This window comes from Colwellia sp. BRX10-1 (genome assembly GCF_014077545.1).
Taxonomy (GTDB): Bacteria; Pseudomonadota; Gammaproteobacteria; order Enterobacterales; family Alteromonadaceae; genus Colwellia_A.
The window spans coordinates 1-21,915 of the sequence record NZ_JACGWC010000006.1 but is presented as its reverse complement, the minus strand read 5'-3'; the positions used below and the strand labels follow the sequence as shown (position 1 = coordinate 21,915).

The window sequence follows — 21,915 nt, the reverse complement described above, 5'->3', positions numbered from 1 at the left end:
TCGCAGTTAGTTAAGAATGTGTGGCTGAGCTAAACCAAAAACAGGTATCTCAACTTGTTGCAAGTCATTATCATCACTTAGCATTTGGTAATGGCCCTGCATAGTACCGACTGGGGTTTTTAAGATACAACCGCTGGTATAAGTGTACGTGTTGTCTGGGGCTATGATAGGCTGCTTACCGATAACACCTTCACCGGCAACGGTAGAGGTCTTATTGTCGCCATCGGTAATCAACCAATAACGAGACAATAATTTAACCGGTTTATTACTATTATTGGCAATACTAATCGTATAACTAAATACATAGTTCTTTTCGTTTTCAATCAATTGTGAGGCAATATACTCAGTTTTAACGCTGACCGAAATATCATATCCCATAGAAATTGATTCGACTGTAGTTAATGTTGAATCGTCCTTCATAACTCAACCGGGTTATCAGTTAAGAAATTTGCCAGTTTGATATAATCTGTGATCGGTAAGTTCTCTGCACGAAGTCTTGCATCGATACCTAAAGCCGCTAATTGTTCAACCGTAAACAATTTTTTAAAACTATTGCGTATCGTTTTTCTACGTTGGTTAAATGCCGCCAAACAAACTTGGTTAAGCGATTTAATATCTTTTACTGGATTTTTAATCTCACCATGAGGAATTAATCTCACGATAGCAGAATCAACCTTAGGCGCTGGCTTAAAAGCTTCTGGGCCTATTTGCATAACAGGGATAACCTGACACTGATATTGCGTCATGATTGAAAGTCGACCATAGGCTTTACAATTTTCACTAGCAGCCATACGTTGAACAACTTCTTTTTGCAGCATAAAGTGCATATCTTTCACGCTATCTTTAAACGTTAAAAGATGAAAAATAAGTGGCGTAGAAATGTTGTAAGGTAAGTTGCCAAAAATTCTTAAAGGTCGTTCTGCGGTCGCTATTTCACTAAAATCAAATTTAAGGGCATCCGCTTCGTAAATAGTAATTTTATCAGCAATAAAAGGATGATGGCGTAAACGATGGGCAAGATCTCTGTCAAGTTCGACAACAGAAATAGCACCGGCTCGGTCAATAACCGGTTCGGTTAATGCGCCTAATCCAGGACCAATCTCGATAAGATTTTCTCCTGGCTCAGGGTCGATAGCATCAACAATTTTACTGATCACACCTTCGTCATGTAAAAAGTTTTGTCCAAAGCGTTTTTTGGCCTGGTGGCCTAGATGAGTTTTATTATTCATGATTGATTATTTGCTAATTTAATGGCTGTGGTGATTGCTTCAATAAAGCTTCCTGGGTCAGCTAAGTTGGTACCCGCTAATTCAAGTGCGGTACCGTGATCTACCGAGGTTCGAACAAAAGGTAAGCCTAAGGTAATATTAACCGAAGCGCCAAAGCCTTTATATTTCAAGACTGGCAAGCCTTGATCATGATACATAGTTAAAATGGCATCAGCATCACTTAAGTACTTCTCCTGGAAGATAGTATCAGCAGGTAATGGCCCAATAAGCTTGATGCCTTCATCTCTGAGTACATTTAAGGCTGGGATCATCACATCGATTTCTTCTCGACCTAGATGCCCATCTTCTCCCGCATGAGGGTTTATGCCACAGACGTAGATTTTAGGCTCTTTAATACCAAATTTATTAATAAGATCGGTATTTAAAATACGGGTGACTTTTTGTAAACGTTCTGCGGTGATCGCTTTAGAAACATAAGCTAAAGGAATATGCGTTGTCACTAATGCAACTCTTAAGCCTTCTGTCGCCAACATCATCACGACATCGGCACAGTTAGCTTGGCTAGCAAAATATTCTGTATGACCACTGAAAGCGATACCCGCTTTATTAATTAACCCTTTATGCACGGGGCCAGTGACAATAGCATCGATTTCACCAGAGATATTTTTTTCACTGGCAATTCTTAATGTTTCAATGACATAACTACCATTTTCAGCATTAAGCTCACCAGGAATACAAGCCTCAGCCATATCGACAGACAATATCGTTAGTGTCCCAGCTTTTTGAGGTTTAGCGGCTTTCGAAACATCATAATCAATAAATGTGAGTGGTAAACCTAAAACTTCAGCGCGCTCTTGCATTAACTTTTTACAAGCAATTACCACAAGCTCAACGGGCCAATCTTGCTGAGCAATGAAAATGGTTAAGTCTGGGCCAATTCCTGCAGGTTCGCCTGGCGTGATAGCTATACGCTTTGTCATTATTTTGTATCTCGACTAAAAATCTCTACATAGGCTTCATCACGAAGCTCTTTAATCCAACGCGCACTTTCTAAACCAAACTTTCTATTGAATAAAATGCGACGAGCTTTACTTTCATTCATTTGTTCTGTCGCATCAAGTGTTCTTCGACCGGTTAATTGCGCTAAATGCCAACCAAATGAAGTTCTAAAAGGCTTATGCATTTCATCAACTTTTAATCGCGCTAAGGCCGCCTTAAAAGTAGGATCGTAAACATCAGGGTCTGACCAACCTAGATCACCACCTCGCACTGAAGTAGGTCCGTCTGAATACTCTTTAGCTAAGTCGCCAAAATCAGCTTCACCTGCGTTAACTCTGTCCATAAGGCCTAGCAGAATACTTTCAGCTTTGGCTTCACTCAAGATAACAGAAGGTTCAATCAATATGTGCCGTGCTTTCACTTCTTCTACTTCAACGATTTGCAAACCACGAATATCTATAATTTTTACAATACTAAAACCTAAACCGGTACGGATAGGTCCTAAAATTGATTCTTTTTTCTCACCATCAACAATTGATGAGAATAATGTCGGTAATTCATTGATATTTTTCCAACCTAAATCACCACCTTCTAAGGCATTTGAACCGCCTGAAGAAGCAATAGCAATTTTTGCAAAGTCACTGCCGTTATTAAGCAATTCAATTACTTTTTCAGCCCGAACTTTAGCGGCATTCATATCATCTTGTGTTGGATTCGCTGGGAACTCAATCAGTATGTGTCCCAGACGATATTCAACATCAGTATTAATTTTTTCTTCCATAGAAGAAATCAAATTAGCCACGTCTTGTGGTGAAACATAAATACGGCGACTAACACTATTGCGGCGTACCTCGCCAGAAATAAGTTCAGTTCTGACTAGTTCACGATACTTATCGTAATCTGTGCCATCTTTAACAAGATTCTGACGAAACTGGTCTAACGTTAATTTTTCTTCTTTCGCCATATTCGTTAGCGTTTCATCAAGCTGTGCATCACTCACTTGCACACCCATACGTTCGCCTAATTGAGTGATCAACGCATCGTTGATCAACTTTTCAGTGACCTGCGTTCTTAACGCTTTATCTGATGGTAAACTTTGATCATTTTTTAGTGCTTGTTTTTTTATGGTTGCGATTAGGTCTTTTATTTCAGATTCCAAAACAACACCACCATTTACAATGGCTGATACTCGATCAAGTTCAACTTGTTGTGCTTGTACTGGAAAAAAAGATGTTACCGTCAAAGCGCTTGTTAAAAGTAAAAATTTCAATGATTTTTTCATGTATCGTCTATTTCTTATATTTAATTATTGAGAAAGTAAGGGCGTTTGTAGCCAAATATACTTGAGTTGAACATATCTGTAATGTCTTTTGTTCTCATGCTAAATCTTAGCATAAAACCATTGTTGAATTCATCGCGATTTTTATTATTACTCGATGGTTCATCAAAGTTTGCTGTAATATAACGATGATAAGCAAAACTCAGTGACCAACAGCAACTTTGGTACTGTAAACCCGCATAAGTTTCTATGCTTCGATTTTGCTGTAAATCTTGAGTTACTCGGCTAATAACTTGCCAATTTTTATTTATGCTGACATTCCCCGCTAAAGATAGTTGCTCTAATGTTATACCTGAGACATCACGAGTGTATCGATGGTTCAATTGTATTGTTTGATTTTCACCAAAAAGATAATCAATACTGGTTTGACTCTTGTTGGTAACATCATCTTCTGTATTATATTGAATGTCGCTACTGAACTGCCAACTACTATTTATACGAGCGTAGACTTCTGCCGCTAATGCCGAAGCATCGGCTACAATTCCTTGGTTTTCTTCAAAGGTAAAATTACTGTCATTAAGATAAACAATTCGTCCTAAGCTGACCCTAAGTTGTTCTTGATTGGCACTGTCGAGTAAACGACTCGTTATTCCCCAAGAATATTGATTAGCTTGAGCTATCCTATCTAAACCACTAAAACGTTTATCACGAAATAGACCGTTATAGTCATCTTGTAGTGTGGTTGTATCATATAGCCCTATATTACTTTGATCTTTTTCAGGAATATAAAGATATTGCAGTTGCGGCTCTAAGGTTTGTGTAAAACTATTTCCCCAAAAATGACTTTGCCTATCAAAATTAACCCCACCATGAAAACGGACTTTAGGTAATGTTCTGCTTACACTTTCTTCAAGCTCACTTTCCAAAGGAATATTGTCTTGTTGGTAATGGGTTTGTAGTATTTTAAATTCTGAATTCAAAAACCAAGCTGGCGTAACCAAAGGGAAGGTTAAACCCGCTTCAACATGATAGCGCTGTGCGGTTACTTGAGTTTTATCGGCATTGTCAAAATTGGTGACTTCAGAATAGACATCGAATAACCCGTCTAAAACATCAATTTTTTGATGGCTGGCAAGTTCGAGTTGAGCAAGCGCTTTATAGTTTGTTTTATTATCGCCGAGTACTTCAAAGTCTTGTAATTTTACCTTGGCTTGCCAACTATCCGCAAAATAAGCTAATTCACCTGTTTGATATAAGTAAGCATCATTATCATTGTAGTGCTTACTACCAATATCAACTAAATAGTTATCATCACTAATTGTTGTGTAGTCAACGAAAGCGCGAAAGCGCTCTGAAAAGGTGCCAACATGTTGCATACGCACTAAATATCGTGCATCGGTGCTATTTTCTTGTTCATTGTCTTGATCTAGATATTCGAGATCAAATTGTCCTTGTTGTTCATCATGCAAATAACGAAATTCTGTCATTAATTGACTGCCACGCTTCAACATGTATTTTGGGGTAATCGTCGCATCAATATTAGGGGCAATATTCCAGTAATAAGGAATTGACGTGGTAAAACCTGATTTACCTGAATTACCAATTTCAGGATATAAAAAACCCGATTGTCTATCATCACCAATAGGAATCGTAAAATAAGGTAGGTACAAGACCGGCACATTAAAAACTGAAAACCTTGCATTATAAGCTTCTAAATAACGTTCATCTTTAGAAATATTAATTTCGCTGGCATTCATTTGCCAATCAGGTGAAGCGCCATAACAAGTAGTAAAAGAAGAGTCAATTAATGACAAGGTACCTTCTCTAGACACAGAAATAATACCAGCACCACCGTGTCCTGCTATTCCCGCGAGTTGATACTGAGTATTTTTCAAGGTAGTCGCGCCGAGCGATTCACTTATGTTCAATTGGTCGGCAAAAATATCAATGCCTTTATTTTGAAAGTGAATATCGCCCGTGGCCTTAACCGATGAACTTTCTCTATTAAGCTCAATCTCATTAGCAAGAATTGTCTGCTGACTGTTAATCAACATTACATTGCCGGTAAATTTAGCGACTTTATTTTTATTAATACCCGATTTATCAGCTAAAATAGTGATCGCTTTACTCTTTTCAGTAGATTGAGTAGCGGTTAACTGTGGGTAAGTCGGTATAGGGCATTGAGCCATACCATCGAGAATATCGGTAACTTGTTGAGCAACACTATATTTAGCCATTGATAAACAAGTAATTATTAAAATTAAATAGCGCGGAAATGACATTAAAAGTCCGATAGATGAATGATTAAAGCAACAAAGATGAAAGCGAGCCACATTTTATACTCAAACACTTAGATAATATAGCAATTTTCTTTAGGGTGCTAATTCGGTATATTGGTAATACGGGTTGGCATTACTCATTTATGCCCTCACCTAAGATAACTATTAGTACCATTTACTTGAGGAATAGAAAACTTGCCAAGCTCTCGAATTCAAGCGTTACACCTATGGTTGGATAAACAATTTTCAGGCGAACATATTCAATTGACCCCCTTAACTGGCGATGCTGGCTTTCGCTGCTATTATCGCTTTTCGATAAAGGGTCGTTCATTTATCGCCGTTGATGCCCCTAAAGATAAATCTAATAACGCGGCTTTTGTTTTTATGCAAAAGAGTCTTAAGGATAATAATGTCTTAGTGCCTGAAATTATTGCGGCTGATTTATCACTAGGTTTTCTTTGCTTAGCTGATTTTGGTGAAACGCTATTAGCTGATATTTTATCGACTGAAAATATCATTATCACCTATCAAAAAGCTATCGATATTTTACCAAAAATTCAGTCTGCATTGCCCAAGAATACTCAAGAATTACCGCATTATGATCAAGCATTTGTTGAGCTTGAACTGAATATTTTCTCACAATGGTTATTAACTGAGCACCTATCAATTATATTAACTACTGAAGAGCAACAGCAGTTAATAGATTGCTTTTCAATATTAACAGAAAATATGCTGAGCCAACCGCAAGTCTTAGTGCACCGAGATTACCATAGTAGAAATATTATGATCCTCGAGGATAATAATTTCGGCATTATTGACTTTCAAGACGCGGTCATTGGTCCTATCACTTACGATATCGTCTCGTTACTCCGTGACTGCTACCTGAAATGGCCGAACGAGTCTGTTTCATTGTTACTAAACCGCTATATAGATATAATGACAGAGCACTATTCATTAAACGATATCACTCGCCAGCAATGGCAGCGCTGGTTTGATTTAACTGGCTTACAACGCCACATTAAAGCGAGTGGTATCTTTGCCCGTTTACATCATCGCGATAATAAAAGCGGCTACTTAAAAGATATTCCGCTAACACTTAGCTACCTTGTTGAGATCAGTGAAAAATACCCTGAATTAGCCTCTTTACATCAGCTTTTATTAGTAAAAGTACTGCCTGCGATGCAAAATCTTAAAGCGGGTACATTAACATGAAAGCGATGATTTTAGCCGCTGGTCGTGGTGAACGTATGCGCCCCTTAACGGATCATTGCCCAAAACCTTTACTCAGAGTAGCTGGGATCCCGCTAATCGAATACCATATTAATAAACTCGCCCAGTGTGGCATCACAGATATTGTTATTAACTATGCCTGGTTAGGAGAGATGATCGTTGACTATTTAGGTGATGGTAAAAAATTCGGGGTTAATATAAGCTACAGTCCAGAAAATAGTGGTGCACTTGAAACGGCTGGCGGTATTATTCAAGCGCTACCTTTATTAAGCAATAATAACGATAATGAAGCCTTTATGCTGATAAATGGCGATATATTTACTGATGTTAACTTTGCTAACTTACCGACATTAGCCAAAGACCGGTTAGCGCATATCTGCTTAGTTAACAATCCTGATCATAATATAAAAGGTGATTTTATTTTTGATAACAATCAACTCACCAATATTGTAAATCAGTCAGAATCAACACAGAAAAATACTTACACCTTTAGTGGTATTAGTTTATTTCGCGCTGATTTTTTTAAAGATAAAAATGCCATGCCAGCATTAAAGCTTGGTCCGATGCTCAAAAGTGCGGTTAGCGACGGTACGGTTTCAGCAAGCATACTCGATTGTGCATGGACCGATGTTGGTACGCCAGAACGTTTAGCGTATCTAAATAGATAAGTTAATCAATTAATAACACAAACAGGTAATATTGATAATGAGAATATGGGGAAAACTTTTAGGCTTTATATTTGGTTTTATGCTGAGTAAAAACCTACTAGGTGCATTAATAGGCATGTTTATTGGTCATAACTTTGATAAAGGCAGAGGCCTTAATTTCAATAATCTTTCAGGCTCGAAAAGCTCAGAAAGTGAACGCCAGAGCGCATTCTTTTACACTTCTTTTTCAGTGATGGGCTACATGGCAAAAGCGAATGGCTTAGTGTCAAAGCATGAAATTGAATTCGCCAATGCTTATATGGACAAATTATCGTTGCAGGGAGAGTCAAGACAACAAGCGCAAGATGCCTTTAGAGAAGGTAAAATGGCGGGTTTTCCACTGAACGATAACCTTGCAAAATTTAAACAAGTTTGCGGAAATCGTCATGATTTATTATTACTCTTTTTAGAGATTCAAATTCAAGTCGCTTTTGCTGATGGTCACCTAGACAGTGATGAACGCCAAGCCTTACACACCATAGCGCAGCAATTAGGCTTTTCAAGTAAAGAGCTTGATAGACTCTTAGAAATGATTATCGCTGGTGCACAATTTCATCAAGGTCAATCAGGTAAAAGCTCTCAATCTCAATTAGAGAATGCCTACAAAGTGTTAGGTGTTGCAGCAGACACACCTGAAAAGGATATTAAGAAAGCTTATCGAAAGTTAATGTCGCAACATCATCCTGATAAGTTGGTTGCTAAAGGTTTACCACCAGAAATGATGGAAATTGCCAAACAAAAAGCACAAGATATTCAAGGGGCATACGAGTTAATCACTAAAAACAAATAACCGCTAATGCCTGTTATTACCAGCAGATATTAGTGCCTAGCTTGCTAGCCGCTCAATGAAAAACGCATACTAGCGTATGCGTTTTTTTTCTTTAAGGTGTTTATTTTCGTTGATAAACACAAAAATCCACATCAAAACTATTTTTGTCATCGGCACTGAGTTTAACGCTACTGGTTAGTTGCCAATCTTCCACCGTATTATATTCAGGAAACTGAGTATCGCCATCGATATCGGCTTTGATATGAGTAATGTAAAGACGGTTAGCGAGGGGTAAACAATGGCTGTAAATAGCACCACCACCAATGACCATCACTTCGTCTACTTCACCCGCTAGCAGTAAAGCTTGCTCGACTGACGTAGCACTGTCTACACCATCAGCGCGGTAGTTTTGGTCACGTGAAATAACAATATTTTGTCTACCTGGTAAAGGACGACCAATAGATTCATAGGTCTTTCGCCCCATAATAATCGGCTTACCTAACGTCGTTTTTTTAAAATAGGCTAAATCAGCCGGTAAGTGCCACGGCATATTATTATCTTTGCCAATAATACGGTTATCAGCATGGGCGACAATCATCGAAAGTAGGGTCATTAACATGGTCTCTCTAAAGGGAATAATTCACTATGTGCTTAATGAAATAACTCATTATTGTTTCACGGGCTTATTTAACATCACTCATCAGGGGATGATAGCGATTTACCCCCTAAAAAAAAAGCTCAAGTAAATTATACTTGGGCTTTTTTATAACAACTAACTAAATGAACAGTGAATAATTACTTACGATATTCAACTTCTACATCGTATTCATCTTCATCCCAGTCTTCGTCACCTAATTCGTCTTCAACGCCGGATACCGCTTCTTCGTGGTAAGTATCCCACTTGAACTCAACCGTTTTATCTTCAGGTGTTTCTTCGATTTCTGGAGGAAGCCCTTCGATAAAAGTCATCACGCCTTGCGTTAGGTCAGCGGTACCAAATTTATTGATAGCAGAGACACTTCGTACTTCGCCAGTCCAATTTAAGCCAGCAACAATACTATCTGTTAGCGCTTTCGCTTCATCTTCTAACATTAAATCAAGCTTGTTAAACACTAACCAGCGCGGTTTAGCAAAAAGTTTTGCTGAATGACGCTCTAATTCACTGATAATAGTTTTAGCGTTTTCAAGCGGATCAGAACCATCGGCAGGCATTACATCAACAAGATGTAATAAAATTCGACAACGCTCTAGATGCTTAAGAAACTGTGTACCTAAGCCTGCGCCTTCTGCTGCGCCTTCAATCAAACCAGGAATATCAGCAATAACAAAACTACGTTGCGTATCTAGGCGAACTACACCTAAGTTAGGCGCCAACGTAGTAAATGGATAATCTGCTACTTTAGGTCGAGCCGCTGAAACACTGCGTATCAAAGTAGACTTACCTGCATTAGGTAAACCTAACAAACCTACATCGGCGAGTAACAATAGCTCAAGCTTGAGACTACGTATTTCGCCCGGTGTGCCATCGGTTTTTTGACGAGGAGCGCGGTTAGTACTACTTTTAAAACGCGTATTGCCTAAACCATGCCAGCCGCCTTTAGCCACTAACATTTTTTGTTCATTGCGGGTTAAGTCACCTAATTGTTCACCGGTGTCTACATCCATAGCACGTGTACCAACAGGTACTTTCAAAATTAAATCTTCTGAACCTTTACCCGTACAATCACGACTTTGACCGTTTTGACCGCGCTTAGCACGATGAAAACGCTCGAAGCGGTAATCAATTAAGGTATTCAGGCTTTCGTCAGCCATTAAATAAACGTCACCGCCGTCACCGCCGTCACCACCATTAGGTCCGCCGTATTCAATGTACTTTTCTTTTCGAAAACTTACACAACCGTTGCCGCCGTCTCCGGCCTCAACTCTAATTTCAACTTCATCAACGAATTTCATGGTGCTTTGAAACACTCCAAGATTAAACTATTGCCTTATTATAAGTTATTTTTTGCACTTACGAAAACAAAGTTATTTTTTATACAAAATGAATACCCTTTAAACTAATTAAAGTTACATCATTAAAAGTAAATAAATTTTCAACAACGAGGCGCTTGGTTAAGCAATAGCTGACTATTGGGATTGAAGCAACGAAGTTATTGACTATTTAGGTCATTTAAAAATGAGCCATTAATTAGTGCAATAAGTATTAGATACTCAAGTAATTAAGTATCAAAAAAAAACCCTGCTTAAAGCAGGGTCTTTATTAAGTTTGAGTAACGTTACTAAGCAACAATACTTACAAACTTACGGTTTTTAGGACCTTTAACATCAAATTGTACTTTACCATCAGTTAAAGCAAATAATGTGTGGTCTTTACCAATACCCATGTTTGTTCCAGCGTGGAATTTAGTACCACGTTGACGAACAATAATGTTTCCAGCTAATACAGCTTCGCCACCAAAACGCTTAACACCAAGGCGTTTAGCTTCTGAATCGCGACCATTTCGTGTACTACCTGCAGCTTTCTTATGTGCCATCTTAAATCGCTCCTAATTAGCCGTTAATGCCAGTAATTTTCACTTCAGTGAACCATTGACGATGGCCCGCTTCTTTACGTGAATGCTTACGACGTTTAAATTTAACAATTTTAACTTTATCAGCACGGCCTTGATTTACAATCTCAGCTACTACTTTACCGCCAGCAATGTAAGGCGCGCCTACATTAACTGCTTCGCCGTCAGCGATCATTAAAACGTTATCGAATTCTACTGTTGCACCAATTTCAAGCTCAAGCTTTTCAAGGCGAACTGTTTGTCCTTCAGTTACGCGGTGTTGTTTACCGCCACTTTGGAATACAGCGTACATACCTACTCCGTAAAGCGTCATTTTATTTAGACGCTAGATTTTAAAATATAGGGCGCGAATTCTACGCGAAGATTTTTATTCAGGCAAGTCTAATTCGCATCTATTTCTATTTAATTTACTTATCGATAAACTATTCCGCTACAGCCCTTTATTGCTAAATATTTTCGTGTAAACTCATGCTTCATAAAATCTCTCAAATACAACAACAAAGGTAGCTATAGCCTTCTATGGATATCAAACACATACAAGCCCTCGCTCAAAAAGATATGACAGCGGTAAATAATGTTATTTATTCGCAAATAAATTCTGATGTTGCGTTAATTAATCAGCTTGGCGTTTATATTGTCAATGCCGGTGGAAAACGCATGCGTCCCATGCTAACGGTTCTCGCCGCACGTGCTTTTGGTTATCAAGGTAATGATCATATCTCTATTGCCGCCATTATTGAGTTTATTCACACCGCGACCTTATTACATGATGATGTTGTTGATGAATCAAACATGCGTCGTGGTCGAGAAACTGCTAATGCCCTATTTGGCAATAGCGCCAGCGTACTCGTTGGTGACTTTCTTTATACTCGCTCTTTTCAGATGATGACCAAGTTAGGCAATATGAGAATAATGGATATATTGTCTGATACCACTAACATTGTTGCCGAAGGTGAAGTATTGCAGTTAATGAACTGTAATGACCCTAGCACCACCGAAGAAAGTTATTTTCAGGTTATCTACTGCAAAACAGCGAAACTGTTTGAGGCCGCAACACGTTTAGCAGCAGTTATTGCCGGGCAAGATGAAAAAATTGAAAAAGCGATGCAAGAATACGGTAAATACTTAGGCACGGCTTTTCAATTGGTTGACGATATTATGGACTACACCGCCGATGCTAAAGCGATGGGGAAGAATATTGGTGATGATTTAGCTGAAGGCAAGCCGACTTTACCATTACTTTATGCCATGAAGCACGGTAATGCGCAGCAAAAGCAGCTAATAAGCGACGCTATTGAACATTGCAATGGTATGGAGCATTTAGACGAGATACTCGCTGCAATGGAGCAAACAGGCTCTCTCGTGTACACACAAAAGCAAGCAGAGCGAGAAGCGGATAAAGCCATTGATGCGTTAAAAATATTACCCGAGTCTGAACATAAGCAAGCGCTGATATCTCTGGCCCATATTGCTGCAAATAGAAGCGTATAATCATGAAGACCCATTTCGGCTTTTATCTTAATCTTCTTGCTATTTTGTTATTTATTCCAGGGATATTATTACCGATGTTCTCTTTGAGCATGGATGTTAGCGCCACTATTGCCGGACCTGCGCTGACCTCAGAGTTAATTAACAAAGAGCTTTCCCTGTTAACTACAATTCAAGAGCTGTGGCAGAACGATCGTTTATTAGTGTCTGTGCTCATTTTTATTTTCTCTATTTGCATTCCTTTGTTGAAAACGGCTTTAGTGGCTTGGTCCTATTTTAAGAGGAAGACTCAGCTAGAAAGAAAAATTATTAGCTTTGTTGGTGCGATTGGAAAATGGTCAATGGCTGACGTTTTTGTTGTGGCAATATTTTTAGCTGTTTTGTCTACTAACCATGCAGAAACAGCAAGCCAACAAACGTTAAGTATTATGGGCTTTAAACTCAATTTAATGATCAGCAGTGAAACACTGTCGGCTGTTGGCCCTGGTTTTTATTTCTTTTGTGCTTATTGTTTACTGTCATTAGTTGGTACGCAGCTGAGTCAAAGTGGTCTAAACAAAAGCCAGCTTAACGACTAGTCCTATAATCTGTTCATCGATATTATCTGTAACAGCATTATCATTGATTATTTTTAGAGATAAAAAAACCGCTAGTCTTTACAGAGCAGCGGTTTTTTTTATTGCAAAAACATCAGCCAATAAATTTAAATTTACTGAATGAAGCTAATGCTAACGTTCAACAAATTAACCTTTGATGAAGTTAATACCTTCAGTAATGTCAGCTTTCAATGTGTCTAACATATCAACTTTCGCTTTTTCTTCAAAAGCACTTAGTTTACCGTAAGATAAAATTTCGCTAACGCCATTTACGCCTAAACGTACCGGTTGTGCGAAAAATTGTGCATCTTCACCTGCGCCTTCAACGTAAGCGTAATCAACCACATCTTCGCCTTGTAAACCTTTAACTAAAGACATACAAAAACGAGCAGCAGCAGCGCCCATAGATAAAGTAGCAGAACCACCACCGGCTTTAGCGTTAACAACTTCAGTACCTGCGTTTTGAATGCGAGGTGTTAAAGCAGCAATTTCTTCATCAGTAAAAGTAACACCTTCAACTTGTGAAAGAAGTGGTAAAATAGTGGTACCTGAGTGGCCACCAATTACTGGAACTTTAACTTCAGCAACGTTTAAGCCTTTTAATTCAGCAACGAACGCTTCACTACGAATAACATCTAGCGTAGTAATACCAAAGACACGAGCCGCGTCGTAAGTACCTGCTTTTTTGAAGACTTCAGCAACGATAGGAACCGTGCCGTTAACTGGGTTAGTAATAATACCGACTAACGCTTTAGGACAGTTAGCAACAATGCCTTCTGCTAATGTTTTAATAATGCCCGCATTAACCGCGAACAAATCAGCACGATCCATACCTGGCTTACGTGGCATGCCTGCTGGAATTAAAACGATATCAGCGCCTGTTAATGCGTCGCCTAATGCGTCAGCACCAAAACCTTCAACGGTAACAGCTGTAGGTATGTGTGATAAATCAACAGCAACACCTGGAACAACTGGTGCTACGTCATACAAAGATAGCTCAGAACCCGCTGGTAATTGAGTTTTTAATAATAATGATAACGCTTGGCCAATTCCGCCAGCAGCGCCTAAAACAGCAACTTTCATTTGATGTCTCCGGTAGTTAAAGAATATTTGAGTAAATACGTAAATTTTCGTGCCCAAAAGATATAGCATCGGCCACTAAAAAACAATTAATATTAAACTATATATGGCATTAGGATACCGTATAATACTTTTAATGAAATAATACTTAGGTCTTACTTCCTCATCATTAAGAATTTAAGATTAAAAAAAGTGTAGTAGAAAAATAACAAAGAGTACCGTTAAATTATGACAGTTTCACAAAAACAAGAAGCATTAACACAAGCTTTTAAAGATTTATTAAAGCAAGAGCAGTTTGGTTCTCAAGGCGATATAGTTGATGCGTTGAAGAAACAAGGTTTCGATAATATCAGCCAGTCAAAGGTTTCACGTATGCTCAGTAAATATGGCGCAGTTCGCACCCGCAACGCTCGCCAAGAAATGGTTTATTGTTTACCAGCTGAACTAGGCGTTCCCACAGCGAAAAGCCCTTTACGCCAACTAGTGATAGATATTGAATACAATGAAGTCATGATTATTGTTAGAACAAGCCCCGGCGCTGCCCAGTTAATCGCTCGCTTACTTGATAGCTTAAGTAAAAGCGATGGAGTACTGGGTACGATTGCCGGTGATGATACTATTTTTATTGCCCCAACCCATGTTGGACAAATAAAAGAAACCATTGCTAAATTAGAGTTACTTTTTTCAAGAAACTTAAATTAAGCTGAGTTCGAAGACAGTGAGCCATAGTAACATCGCGATTTTACCGGTTTATTAAAGTGCCAACTTAGCTAAAAAATTCAAACTTGGTGCAAAAAAAGATGCGCCAGTTTCTGCTTGGGTATATTTAAGTAGATGATCAAAATGACCATGAGCATCACTTTGAATCATGGCTTTTAACATCATCTCAAATGGCTCAGGCGAGCGGCAATAAGAAACAAAAAACAAGCCCTGTAACTTCATATCACCATACGGCATACTTTGTCGTACTATTTCGATAGCGTTACCGTCTTCGTCTTTAAGGTTTACTCGCTTAGTATGCGCGGTCGCTGGTTTATTTTCATTGGAATATTCTTCATTATCCAGTTTTGTTCGTCCAAAAATATCTTCTTGGTCTTTAACCTTTAAGTTATCCCATAAGTTCAAGTTATGGCGATAACGTTGAATATGTAAATAACTGCCTGCTGCAAACTCTTCACTCTCTTCATTCGCAATTAGCGCAACTTTGCGGCGGTGTGAACCTTGTGGGTTTTCTGTGCCATCGACAAAACCCGTTAAATCACGACCATCAAGAAACCTAAAGGCACGCACTTGCTCAGCCAGTTCAACGCTGTTGGCTAATAAAGCACAAACCTTGGTACTAACAATATGATTAACGTCTGCACGGTCGCTTCTTATTTCGATATAAAGATCATAACTATCAGCCGGAGCTGCGCGATCATCACATTCAAGCGCGGAAAAAGGCTTTAAATTTTTAGGTCTTCCTTGTGGATACAACTCATCCCAATAGTTAGCACCGATAGCAATAACACCAGCTAAGTTAGATTCTGAAAAACGATCTGCGTAATGATCGAATAAGGCAGGTAATCGAGAAAGTGCGTGACGAACATGAGCATTTTTATCATCTAAAACATTAAACATCAGATAATAACCGTGCAAACTAGGTTCTGCGCAAATACCGAATTGTTCTCTTGCCATCAAAATTCCCAAAAATGTAATGTATATTAATATTTCAATTTTACACAGTTTCTTAAAATTCACAGTAAATCATTTACGATAATAAAATAAGATAAAACCGTGTTGCTTTTTACAGCTATGCCAACGCACTTTTATTAGTATGGGCGCAAGTACTGATAATTTCTGTGCAGCTAAAAGTATTAGCCTTTATCTTGTACATAAAAAAACAGCCCTGAGGCTGTTTTATGATTTATCTTGTTAATATAGATAACACTAGTTGGTATTAAGTAAACTCAGGGTAAGCTTCCATACCACAATCTGATTTATCCATACCTTGATACTCTTCTTCTTCAGTTACACGAATACCCATAACTTTCTTAAGTACATACCAGACCACAAAACTTGCACTAAATACCCAGACAAAGATGGTTGCTGCACCGATTAATTGTCCACTAAAGCTTGAAGCAGGGTTAGTAAGAGGAACAAGCAGTAAACCAAACAAACCAACGACACCATGTACTGAGATAGCACCGACTGGATCATCTATTTTCAGTTTATCTAAACCAACCACTGACAAGACAACGATGACACCAGCGACCATACCAAACAAGGTTGCTTGCAATGCCGTGGGTGTTGAAGGCTCAGCAGTAATAGCGACTAATCCCGCTAATGCCCCGTTTAATGTCATGGTTAAATCTGCTTTTTTAAATAGTAATTTCGCAAAAATTAACGCGGCGATAGCGCCACCAGCGGCCGCTGCATTGGTATTTAAAAAGACCATAGCAACTGAATGTGAACTGTTGATATCGGCAAGCTTTAAAACTGAACCACCGTTAAAGCCAAACCAACCCATCCATAAAATAAATGTGCCTAATGTCGCCATAGGTAAGTTAGCACCTGGAATGGCATTAATACGACCATCTGCTCCATATTTACCCTTACGTGCGCCAAGTAACAAGACACCCGCTAATGCTGCTGATGCACCTGCCATGTGGACAATACCCGAGCCAGCAAAATCAGAAAAGCCTAAGTCACCTAGGGTGTACAAACCAAAGACAGCATTACCGCCCCAAGTCCAGCTACCTTCAAGTGGATAAATAACGGCAGTTAACACAACGGTAAAAATAAGGAATGCCCATAATTTCATGCGTTCAGCGACGGCACCAGAAACAATCGACATCGCTGTTGCAACAAAGACCACTTGAAAGAAGAAATCAGACGCTTTGGAGTATATAGCTCCGCCATTAAAACCATCTTCACGGCCAGAAAATTCTTTTAATACCGCATCAGCATCGATTGTTTCGATGCCAGATAAGAAGAAACCACCACCGTACATAATTTCGTAACCGCAGGCCAAATACATCATGCAAGCAATAGCATAAAGCGCGACGTTTTTAGTCAAAATTTCTGTGGTATTTTTTGCACGCACTAAACCGGCTTCTAACATAGAGAAACCCGCGGCCATCCACATAACAAGAGCACCACATATCAAGAAATAGAAAGTGTCCATTGCATACTGTAATTGAAAAATATTTTGTTCCATGATTTACCCCTTAAATAGCTTCAACATCTTGCTCACCAGTACGAATACGTACAGCTTGCTGTAAGTCATAGACAAATATTTTACCATCGCCAATTTTACCTGTGTGCGCCGACTCGGTAATTGCTTTGACTAAGCGTTCAACAACATCATCATTGACAGCAATTTCAAGTTTCACTTTCGGTAAAAAGTCCACTTGATACTCAGCACCACGATACAGTTCGGTATGACCTTTTTGTCGTCCAAAACCTTTTACTTCACTGACGGTTAGTCCTTCAACACCAATTTCAGAAATTGCTTCTCTGACATCATCCAGTTTGAAAGGTTTTATTATTGCGTTAACCATTTTCATTATGTTTAGCCTTATTTATGATTTGTACATAACAATACAAATGTTATGCCAAAGACTAAAATACTTAATATTCATAAGGTTAAGATTAACAATAAAAAAAAGGCTATTTAAAAGCACTTCGTTGGTGCATGAAATTTTATCAATGACAGTAATTGGTGCATGATTTAATTAGCATGCAAGGAAGTCCCGTTTGTTAAATAAAACTATTAGCGGTGTTAGGCAAGGAAAGGTTAATTAGCAAGGATGGCAAAGACAGTTCTGCTATCTGAGAGGTTTATTACTCGGTGACAACTCATGATTAATGAGTGTATTAGCTGCGCAGACAAGGTAAGTGCAATAAAAATTGAGATGAGGTTAGCTCAGCAAAGAAAAGCTATTGCTAAATAGATCACTGCCCTCACCCACAGTTATTATATCAAAAGATATAGCGGTTAATAAAGCATAGAGGCACTTGGGTTAAGTACAGCAAGGATACTTAAACGTTCCATATCACAGAAGTCGCTGGCATCACGCAACAGCTCTTGTTGCACTGATAACGCATCGAGTTTTTCATCACTAATGACATCGGCTTGGCAATGACTTTTGCATTGGTGGTTCAGTGTCATTATTCGTTTAGCAATATAAAGTAACTTAGTTTCGTCGGTACTATGTTGAAACTCCTCTTCATCTTGATAACGTATAGGTTCAATCAAGCTGTAAGGAAGTTGCCATTGTTTTAATAATTCAGCGGTAATGTCAGCGTAGGAAAAACCCAGTGTTTGTAGTTGTTTAGTCCAAGGCAATTCATCTGAATTAATATGCTTACATTGTTCTACTTTTTCAGGCATAAATTGATGTATGACTAATTCGCCTAAATTATGCAGCAAACCTAAAATAAATAATCGTTCCGCATTAGGTACGTTTAGTTTAGTGCCTAAAAATTTAACCGTTAATGCACAGTCAACACTACGCTCCCAAAAGTCATCTAAATATTCGGGACTGGCTTTTAGTTTTCTAAAGGCATCAGTGGTAAAATAAGCAATAACTAAGTTGTAAACTTCGGTAATACCCAAGATTAAAACCGCTTTAGAAATAGTGTCTATTTTACCAGGATAGTTAAAAAAAGAGCTATTTGAGAGCTTTAAAATAGTCGCTGACAAGGCGGGATCAAGTAAAATGACATCCGCTATATCATCAATAGTTGATGATTCGTTATCAATTAACTCTTTAATGCGGATAAAAGAATCCGACAATACAAATATTTCACTCGCCTGTTCGGCGTATTCAACAGCATTCATAACAAAAATCCTAACAAGAAATATAGGGTTGTTTTTATATAAAAATAAAACACTCAGCAAATAAATTGAAAGCTAACACCCGCTGATGGCTCAGTTTTTCAATAATATACAAGGTATTAGCAATAACCTAAATTTTACTCAAGTATAGACACTATATTAATAATAAGTGACTTATTTTCAGAAAAAGTCTAATTAGTCTTCAACGGTTAAGGCAACTTGGTAAGAGCCAAATTTTCTAATATTAATAACCCCCTTATCAAAAATAAGATATTGGCCTTTTATCCCTTGTAATAATCCTGAAACTTGGGGGGTTTTATCAAAGTTAAAAGAGCCGATTTTTTCTAAGTACTGTTCAACAGGAAAGTTCAAATTGACTACTGGTTCGTCAAGTAATTCAACGGCGTCTGCACCAAAGCGTAATTTAATATCGTCTAACTGTGCTGCAATTTCAGGTAGTAATGCTTGTGCTTTCGCTTTTAAATCAACCATTTCACCCGCACCTTTTAACATAGCTCGCCAGTTTGTTTTATCGGCAATAAACTTAGCCAGTGCTATTTCAACTAAACCCGATTGTAAGCGTGTACTTACTCTAAATAGTTTTAAGGCTTGTGTTGCACCTTGGTCAATCCAGCGGGTGGGTATTTGAGTATGGCGAGTAATGCCAACTTTAATGCCAGAGGTATTCGCTAAATAAACATAATGATTAACCATGCAATTTTTTACACCCCATTCAGGCTCACGACAAGTCCCCTGAGCATGATGGCAAGTTTCTGGTTTCATAATACACATATCGCATTGAGCAAGTTTTTGCATACACGGATAACAAAAACCTTGCGAATAACTTTTCTTGGTTACTCTTGCACAATGACGACACGCTATTTTACCTTGATAATCTAAAGTAATATTTTTCCCAATTAACGCATTCATATCAATGAGCTGATCGCCTATAGGTAATTGGTAATGAACGAGTCCGTTTTCATCTAACTGAGCAGTCATTTTACTCAAAGCACCTGCATCGTAATGGGTCATTTATTGTCTCGGTATGTTTGATGGAGAAATTTATAGGGCATGGTATAAAACTCTGTAAATGACAGCCAGCTTTTTATCGATTTCAGCAACAAAAATTGCGATACTATTGTTATATCAGCAAAACCTTTACAGCCAAGCCAACTTGTATGCAAAAAAAAGAACCAACCGCCAAGCCAACTTGGTTTGTTTATTATTTACGTTGTGCAGACAACAGTTTATACGCGGGTATTACTACCGACTTAATTCGCCGTTTAGGTGAGCATAATACTTGTAATAAAACAGGGGCTAAATATACGCGGGTTCGGCGGCCGGTCGAATTAGTTTACGCTGAGCCCCAAGAAAATCGTCAACTCGCTTGCAAGCGCGAATATCAACTAAAGAAGTTTACTAAGCTTAAAAAAGAGACCTTAGTGAAAAACTTTAAGCCAATAATTTTTTAGAAAAGCCCTGACAGTACTGGTCTGCTTAGTATTACTTTTATTAGATAATTTCCATTTATCGACAAGTAACTGCTAGTATACGGCGGTTTTCACATAATAGATGTATGCAAAATGTTTCTAGAACGTTACTGTAATATTACAAACAATCAAATTAGTTTTTCTCGTCAGCAAGGTAGCGATTTCGCTAAAATAGTTGCCGATGATTTCAATCCGCTGCACGATGCCGATGCAAAACGTTTTTGCGTGCCAGGTGATTTACTTTTTTCATTAGTGCTAGAAAAGTCAGGTTTATCACAAAATATGGGCTTTACTTTTTCAGGTATGGTGACCGATGGCATTAAACTCAATTTTCCTGAAAAAATTGTCGAATCAGCAAGTATTCTTGATGATAATGCAAAAGAATATATGAAAATAGAGGCTTCAGGACAGTGTACAACTAACCGTCAATCGATCGATGCTTTGATCCGCGCCTACGTTGAGTTCTCTGGCCATACTTTTCCACATATTTTAGTGAAATTGATGTTTGAAAAAAATGTCATGATCAACCCAACACGTCCAATGGTGATGTACGAGAATATGTTTATTCATTTAGATGAAGTTGATTTTGCCGACGTGCAATTGCAATTAACGACGCCTAGCTTACTCATTGACGGTAAACGGGGTAAAGCAACCTTGCCTTTTGACTTAGTCGCTGATGGCAAAGTGATTGGTCATGGTAAAAAGCACATGTTACTCAGTGGCTTAAGAGATTATGACCAAACCACTATTGATAGTCTCGTTAATCATTACAATGATAAAAAAGCGCAGTACTTAAAATAACCCCTTAATAAGATGATGCTAGTTAAAATTTTATTAACATCATTTTATCAAACGCTAGCTGTTGTGTTCTTCTGTTTTCCACACAAAAAGCAAACTTTTTAATTGTTTTAGGTCGCGAGCATAGCTTTGGCTGTTGATAGTACTCCAGCCATGCTCGCAACTTTTCTCCTTGATAGCGAGATTTTAAGACCAGCGCAGCTGAGGTTTCGAAGGGATCTATACGGTTTTCTTTAATATCACTAGCTGAACTTCTCGATAACTGCTGACCTTTAACAGATATTTTTATCGGCTTTTTTTTCTGTTTATTTTGCTTATTTACTATGGGCTTTTTTAATCGACTTTGTTGACATTGCCACCATTTTGTTCGAGCACTTTCTTCTTTTTTTTTCAAACGTTCACTTCGTTTTACACTATGACCTTGTCTTTGCTGAGACTGAATATTAGCTAACTTATCTTCATAGCGCTGACAGTGTTTTTTCCCAGCAAAGCTTTGCTGAGAAAAAATTAAAGCCATACTTATAAAAAAAAGTTTAAAATGTACTTTATACTTAAAATGTACTTTATACTTAAAATGTA

24 protein-coding genes are annotated in these 21,915 nt (G+C 38.2%); 8 read left to right on the top strand and 16 right to left on the bottom strand.

What is annotated here, in order from left to right:
* Positions 1-6: 6 nt before the first annotated feature.
* From apaG to H4J75_RS07160, 5 genes are read right to left on the bottom strand one after another with little or no spacing between them, the layout of a single operon-like run.
* Positions 7-420 (bottom strand): Co2+/Mg2+ efflux protein ApaG, encoded by a 414-nt coding sequence (gene apaG, locus H4J75_RS07180; RefSeq protein ID WP_259364818.1) that lies wholly within the window; start codon positions 418-420, stop codon positions 7-9.
* Entirely contained in the window at positions 417-1,229 is an 813-nt protein-coding gene (gene rsmA, locus H4J75_RS07175) for a 16S rRNA (adenine(1518)-N(6)/adenine(1519)-N(6))-dimethyltransferase RsmA (RefSeq protein WP_070375746.1), read from the bottom strand. Before rsmA ends, apaG begins: the two co-directional genes overlap by 4 nt.
* Positions 1,226-2,209 (bottom strand): 4-hydroxythreonine-4-phosphate dehydrogenase PdxA, encoded by a 984-nt coding sequence (gene pdxA, locus H4J75_RS07170; RefSeq protein ID WP_220465259.1) that lies wholly within the window; start codon positions 2,207-2,209, stop codon positions 1,226-1,228. Before pdxA ends, rsmA begins: the two co-directional genes overlap by 4 nt.
* Positions 2,209-3,510: a peptidylprolyl isomerase SurA gene (gene surA / locus H4J75_RS07165; protein ID WP_182213745.1), complete on the bottom strand. Its 1,302-nt coding sequence runs from the start codon at positions 3,508-3,510 to the stop codon at positions 2,209-2,211. The genes pdxA and surA overlap by 1 nt, the downstream gene beginning before the upstream one ends.
* Before the next feature lie 20 nt (positions 3,511-3,530).
* Complete coding sequence (locus H4J75_RS07160; protein ID WP_182221739.1) at positions 3,531-5,789, bottom strand: LPS-assembly protein LptD; 2,259 nt, start codon at positions 5,787-5,789, stop codon at positions 3,531-3,533.
* A gap of 192 nt (positions 5,790-5,981) precedes the next feature.
* Here H4J75_RS07160 and H4J75_RS07155 point away from each other — a divergent pair, with 192 nt between their 5' ends.
* Genes H4J75_RS07155 through djlA form a run of 3 tightly spaced genes read left to right on the top strand, consistent with a single transcriptional unit; the run spans position 5,982 to position 8,513 of the window.
* Positions 5,982-6,998 (top strand): aminoglycoside phosphotransferase family protein, encoded by a 1,017-nt coding sequence (locus H4J75_RS07155; protein ID WP_182221738.1) that lies wholly within the window; start codon positions 5,982-5,984, stop codon positions 6,996-6,998.
* A complete protein-coding gene (gene murU, locus H4J75_RS07150; RefSeq protein WP_182221737.1) occupies positions 6,995-7,684 on the top strand; it encodes an N-acetylmuramate alpha-1-phosphate uridylyltransferase MurU in 690 nt (229 codons plus the stop codon). Before H4J75_RS07155 ends, murU begins: the two co-directional genes overlap by 4 nt.
* A gap of 37 nt (positions 7,685-7,721) precedes the next feature.
* A complete protein-coding gene (djlA, locus tag H4J75_RS07145) occupies positions 7,722-8,513 on the top strand; it encodes a co-chaperone DjlA (RefSeq protein WP_070375740.1) in 792 nt (263 codons plus the stop codon).
* A 100-nt stretch (positions 8,514-8,613) separates the two neighbouring features.
* Here the strand turns inward: djlA and folA are convergent, their stop codons facing one another.
* The 4 genes from folA to rplU all read right to left on the bottom strand — a co-directional run bounded on the left by folA (position 8,614) and on the right by rplU (position 11,354).
* Positions 8,614-9,105, bottom strand: coding sequence for a type 3 dihydrofolate reductase (folA, locus tag H4J75_RS07140; protein ID WP_182221736.1), 492 nt, complete (start codon positions 9,103-9,105; stop codon positions 8,614-8,616).
* A gap of 182 nt (positions 9,106-9,287) precedes the next feature.
* Entirely contained in the window at positions 9,288-10,445 is a 1,158-nt protein-coding gene (gene cgtA, locus H4J75_RS07135; RefSeq protein ID WP_070375739.1) for an Obg family GTPase CgtA, read from the bottom strand.
* Positions 10,446-10,771: 326 nt separating this feature from the next.
* Positions 10,772-11,026: a 50S ribosomal protein L27 gene (gene rpmA, locus H4J75_RS07130; RefSeq protein ID WP_070375738.1), complete on the bottom strand. Its 255-nt coding sequence runs from the start codon at positions 11,024-11,026 to the stop codon at positions 10,772-10,774.
* 16 nt (positions 11,027-11,042) lie between these two features.
* Complete coding sequence (gene rplU, locus H4J75_RS07125; protein ID WP_070375737.1) at positions 11,043-11,354, bottom strand: 50S ribosomal protein L21; 312 nt, start codon at positions 11,352-11,354, stop codon at positions 11,043-11,045.
* Between the two features lie 227 nt (positions 11,355-11,581).
* Between rplU and ispB the strand changes: the two genes are divergently transcribed.
* Both ispB and H4J75_RS07115 read left to right on the top strand, forming a co-directional pair.
* Entirely contained in the window at positions 11,582-12,553 is a 972-nt protein-coding gene (gene ispB, locus H4J75_RS07120; RefSeq protein ID WP_182221735.1) for an octaprenyl diphosphate synthase, read from the top strand.
* Positions 12,554-12,555: 2 nt separating this feature from the next.
* The gene (locus tag H4J75_RS07115) at positions 12,556-13,128 is read left to right on the top strand and encodes a paraquat-inducible protein A (RefSeq protein WP_182221734.1); all 573 of its coding nucleotides are present in this window, start codon (positions 12,556-12,558) and stop codon (positions 13,126-13,128) included.
* Positions 13,129-13,293: 165 nt separating this feature from the next.
* Here H4J75_RS07115 and mdh read toward each other — a convergent pair whose 3' ends face one another.
* Positions 13,294-14,229, bottom strand: a complete 936-nt coding sequence (mdh, locus tag H4J75_RS07110; RefSeq protein WP_182213758.1) for a malate dehydrogenase — start codon at positions 14,227-14,229, stop codon at positions 13,294-13,296.
* Positions 14,230-14,454: 225 nt separating this feature from the next.
* Between mdh and argR the strand changes: the two genes are divergently transcribed.
* Positions 14,455-14,928, top strand: coding sequence for a transcriptional regulator ArgR (gene argR, locus H4J75_RS07105; RefSeq protein WP_070375733.1), 474 nt, complete (start codon positions 14,455-14,457; stop codon positions 14,926-14,928).
* A 51-nt stretch (positions 14,929-14,979) separates the two neighbouring features.
* Here argR and H4J75_RS07100 read toward each other — a convergent pair whose 3' ends face one another.
* From H4J75_RS07100 to H4J75_RS07080, 5 genes are all read right to left on the bottom strand, one after another.
* Entirely contained in the window at positions 14,980-15,903 is a 924-nt protein-coding gene (locus H4J75_RS07100) for a Dyp-type peroxidase (protein WP_182213759.1), read from the bottom strand.
* Positions 15,904-16,165: 262 nt separating this feature from the next.
* On the bottom strand, positions 16,166-17,425 hold the full coding sequence (locus H4J75_RS07095) for an ammonium transporter (RefSeq protein WP_182213761.1): 1,260 nt from the start codon (positions 17,423-17,425) through the stop codon (positions 16,166-16,168).
* A 10-nt stretch (positions 17,426-17,435) separates the two neighbouring features.
* Positions 17,436-17,774, bottom strand: coding sequence for a P-II family nitrogen regulator (locus H4J75_RS07090; protein WP_070375731.1), 339 nt, complete (start codon positions 17,772-17,774; stop codon positions 17,436-17,438).
* A 431-nt stretch (positions 17,775-18,205) separates the two neighbouring features.
* On the bottom strand, positions 18,206-19,051 hold the full coding sequence (locus H4J75_RS07085) for an HDOD domain-containing protein (protein WP_070375729.1): 846 nt from the start codon (positions 19,049-19,051) through the stop codon (positions 18,206-18,208).
* Positions 19,052-19,243: 192 nt separating this feature from the next.
* Positions 19,244-20,080 (bottom strand): DUF2797 domain-containing protein, encoded by an 837-nt coding sequence (locus H4J75_RS07080; RefSeq protein WP_070375728.1) that lies wholly within the window; start codon positions 20,078-20,080, stop codon positions 19,244-19,246.
* 146 nt (positions 20,081-20,226) lie between these two features.
* Between H4J75_RS07080 and H4J75_RS07075 the strand changes: the two genes are divergently transcribed.
* Positions 20,227-20,520 (top strand): GIY-YIG nuclease family protein, encoded by a 294-nt coding sequence (locus tag H4J75_RS07075; RefSeq protein WP_182213763.1) that lies wholly within the window; start codon positions 20,227-20,229, stop codon positions 20,518-20,520.
* A gap of 111 nt (positions 20,521-20,631) precedes the next feature.
* Positions 20,632-21,339, top strand: a complete 708-nt coding sequence (locus H4J75_RS07070) for a DUF3581 family protein (RefSeq protein WP_182213764.1) — start codon at positions 20,632-20,634, stop codon at positions 21,337-21,339.
* A gap of 22 nt (positions 21,340-21,361) precedes the next feature.
* Here the strand turns inward: H4J75_RS07070 and H4J75_RS07065 are convergent.
* The coding region (locus tag H4J75_RS07065) for a hypothetical protein (protein ID WP_220465258.1) at positions 21,362-21,915 on the bottom strand (554 nt) is incomplete at its 5' end.

Excerpts from the sequence above, each read along its gene's own strand:
- mdh (WP_182213758.1), bottom strand. The coding sequence starts at position 14,229 with ATGAAAGTTGCTGTTTTAGGCGCTGCTGGCGGAATTGGCCAAGCGTTA.
- surA (WP_182213745.1), bottom strand. The coding sequence starts at position 3,510 with ATGAAAAAATCATTGAAATTTTTACTTTTAACAAGCGCTTTGACGGTA.
- djlA (WP_070375740.1), top strand. The coding sequence starts at position 7,722 with ATGAGAATATGGGGAAAACTTTTAGGCTTTATATTTGGTTTTATGCTG.
- ispB (WP_182221735.1), top strand. The coding sequence starts at position 11,582 with ATGGATATCAAACACATACAAGCCCTCGCTCAAAAAGATATGACAGCG.
- H4J75_RS07085 (WP_070375729.1), bottom strand. The coding sequence starts at position 19,051 with ATGAATGCTGTTGAATACGCCGAACAGGCGAGTGAAATATTTGTATTG.
- rpmA (WP_070375738.1), bottom strand. The coding sequence starts at position 11,026 with ATGGCACATAAGAAAGCTGCAGGTAGTACACGAAATGGTCGCGATTCA.
- murU (WP_182221737.1), top strand. The coding sequence starts at position 6,995 with ATGAAAGCGATGATTTTAGCCGCTGGTCGTGGTGAACGTATGCGCCCC.
- apaG (WP_259364818.1), bottom strand. The coding sequence starts at position 420 with ATGAAGGACGATTCAACATTAACTACAGTCGAATCAATTTCTATGGGA.
- H4J75_RS07090 (WP_070375731.1), bottom strand. The coding sequence starts at position 17,774 with ATGAAAATGGTTAACGCAATAATAAAACCTTTCAAACTGGATGATGTC.
- rsmA (WP_070375746.1), bottom strand. The coding sequence starts at position 1,229 with ATGAATAATAAAACTCATCTAGGCCACCAGGCCAAAAAACGCTTTGGA.
- H4J75_RS07075 (WP_182213763.1), top strand. The coding sequence starts at position 20,227 with ATGCAAAAAAAAGAACCAACCGCCAAGCCAACTTGGTTTGTTTATTAT.
- H4J75_RS07080 (WP_070375728.1), bottom strand. The coding sequence starts at position 20,080 with ATGACCCATTACGATGCAGGTGCTTTGAGTAAAATGACTGCTCAGTTA.
- H4J75_RS07115 (WP_182221734.1), top strand. The coding sequence starts at position 12,556 with ATGAAGACCCATTTCGGCTTTTATCTTAATCTTCTTGCTATTTTGTTA.
- folA (WP_182221736.1), bottom strand. The coding sequence starts at position 9,105 with ATGACCCTACTTTCGATGATTGTCGCCCATGCTGATAACCGTATTATT.
- H4J75_RS07100 (WP_182213759.1), bottom strand. The coding sequence starts at position 15,903 with ATGGCAAGAGAACAATTCGGTATTTGCGCAGAACCTAGTTTGCACGGT.
- H4J75_RS07070 (WP_182213764.1), top strand. The coding sequence starts at position 20,632 with ATGTTTCTAGAACGTTACTGTAATATTACAAACAATCAAATTAGTTTT.
- pdxA (WP_220465259.1), bottom strand. The coding sequence starts at position 2,209 with ATGACAAAGCGTATAGCTATCACGCCAGGCGAACCTGCAGGAATTGGC.
- rplU (WP_070375737.1), bottom strand. The coding sequence starts at position 11,354 with ATGTACGCTGTATTCCAAAGTGGCGGTAAACAACACCGCGTAACTGAA.
- argR (WP_070375733.1), top strand. The coding sequence starts at position 14,455 with ATGACAGTTTCACAAAAACAAGAAGCATTAACACAAGCTTTTAAAGAT.
- H4J75_RS07160 (WP_182221739.1), bottom strand. The coding sequence starts at position 5,789 with ATGTCATTTCCGCGCTATTTAATTTTAATAATTACTTGTTTATCAATG.
- H4J75_RS07095 (WP_182213761.1), bottom strand. The coding sequence starts at position 17,425 with ATGGAACAAAATATTTTTCAATTACAGTATGCAATGGACACTTTCTAT.
- cgtA (WP_070375739.1), bottom strand. The coding sequence starts at position 10,445 with ATGAAATTCGTTGATGAAGTTGAAATTAGAGTTGAGGCCGGAGACGGC.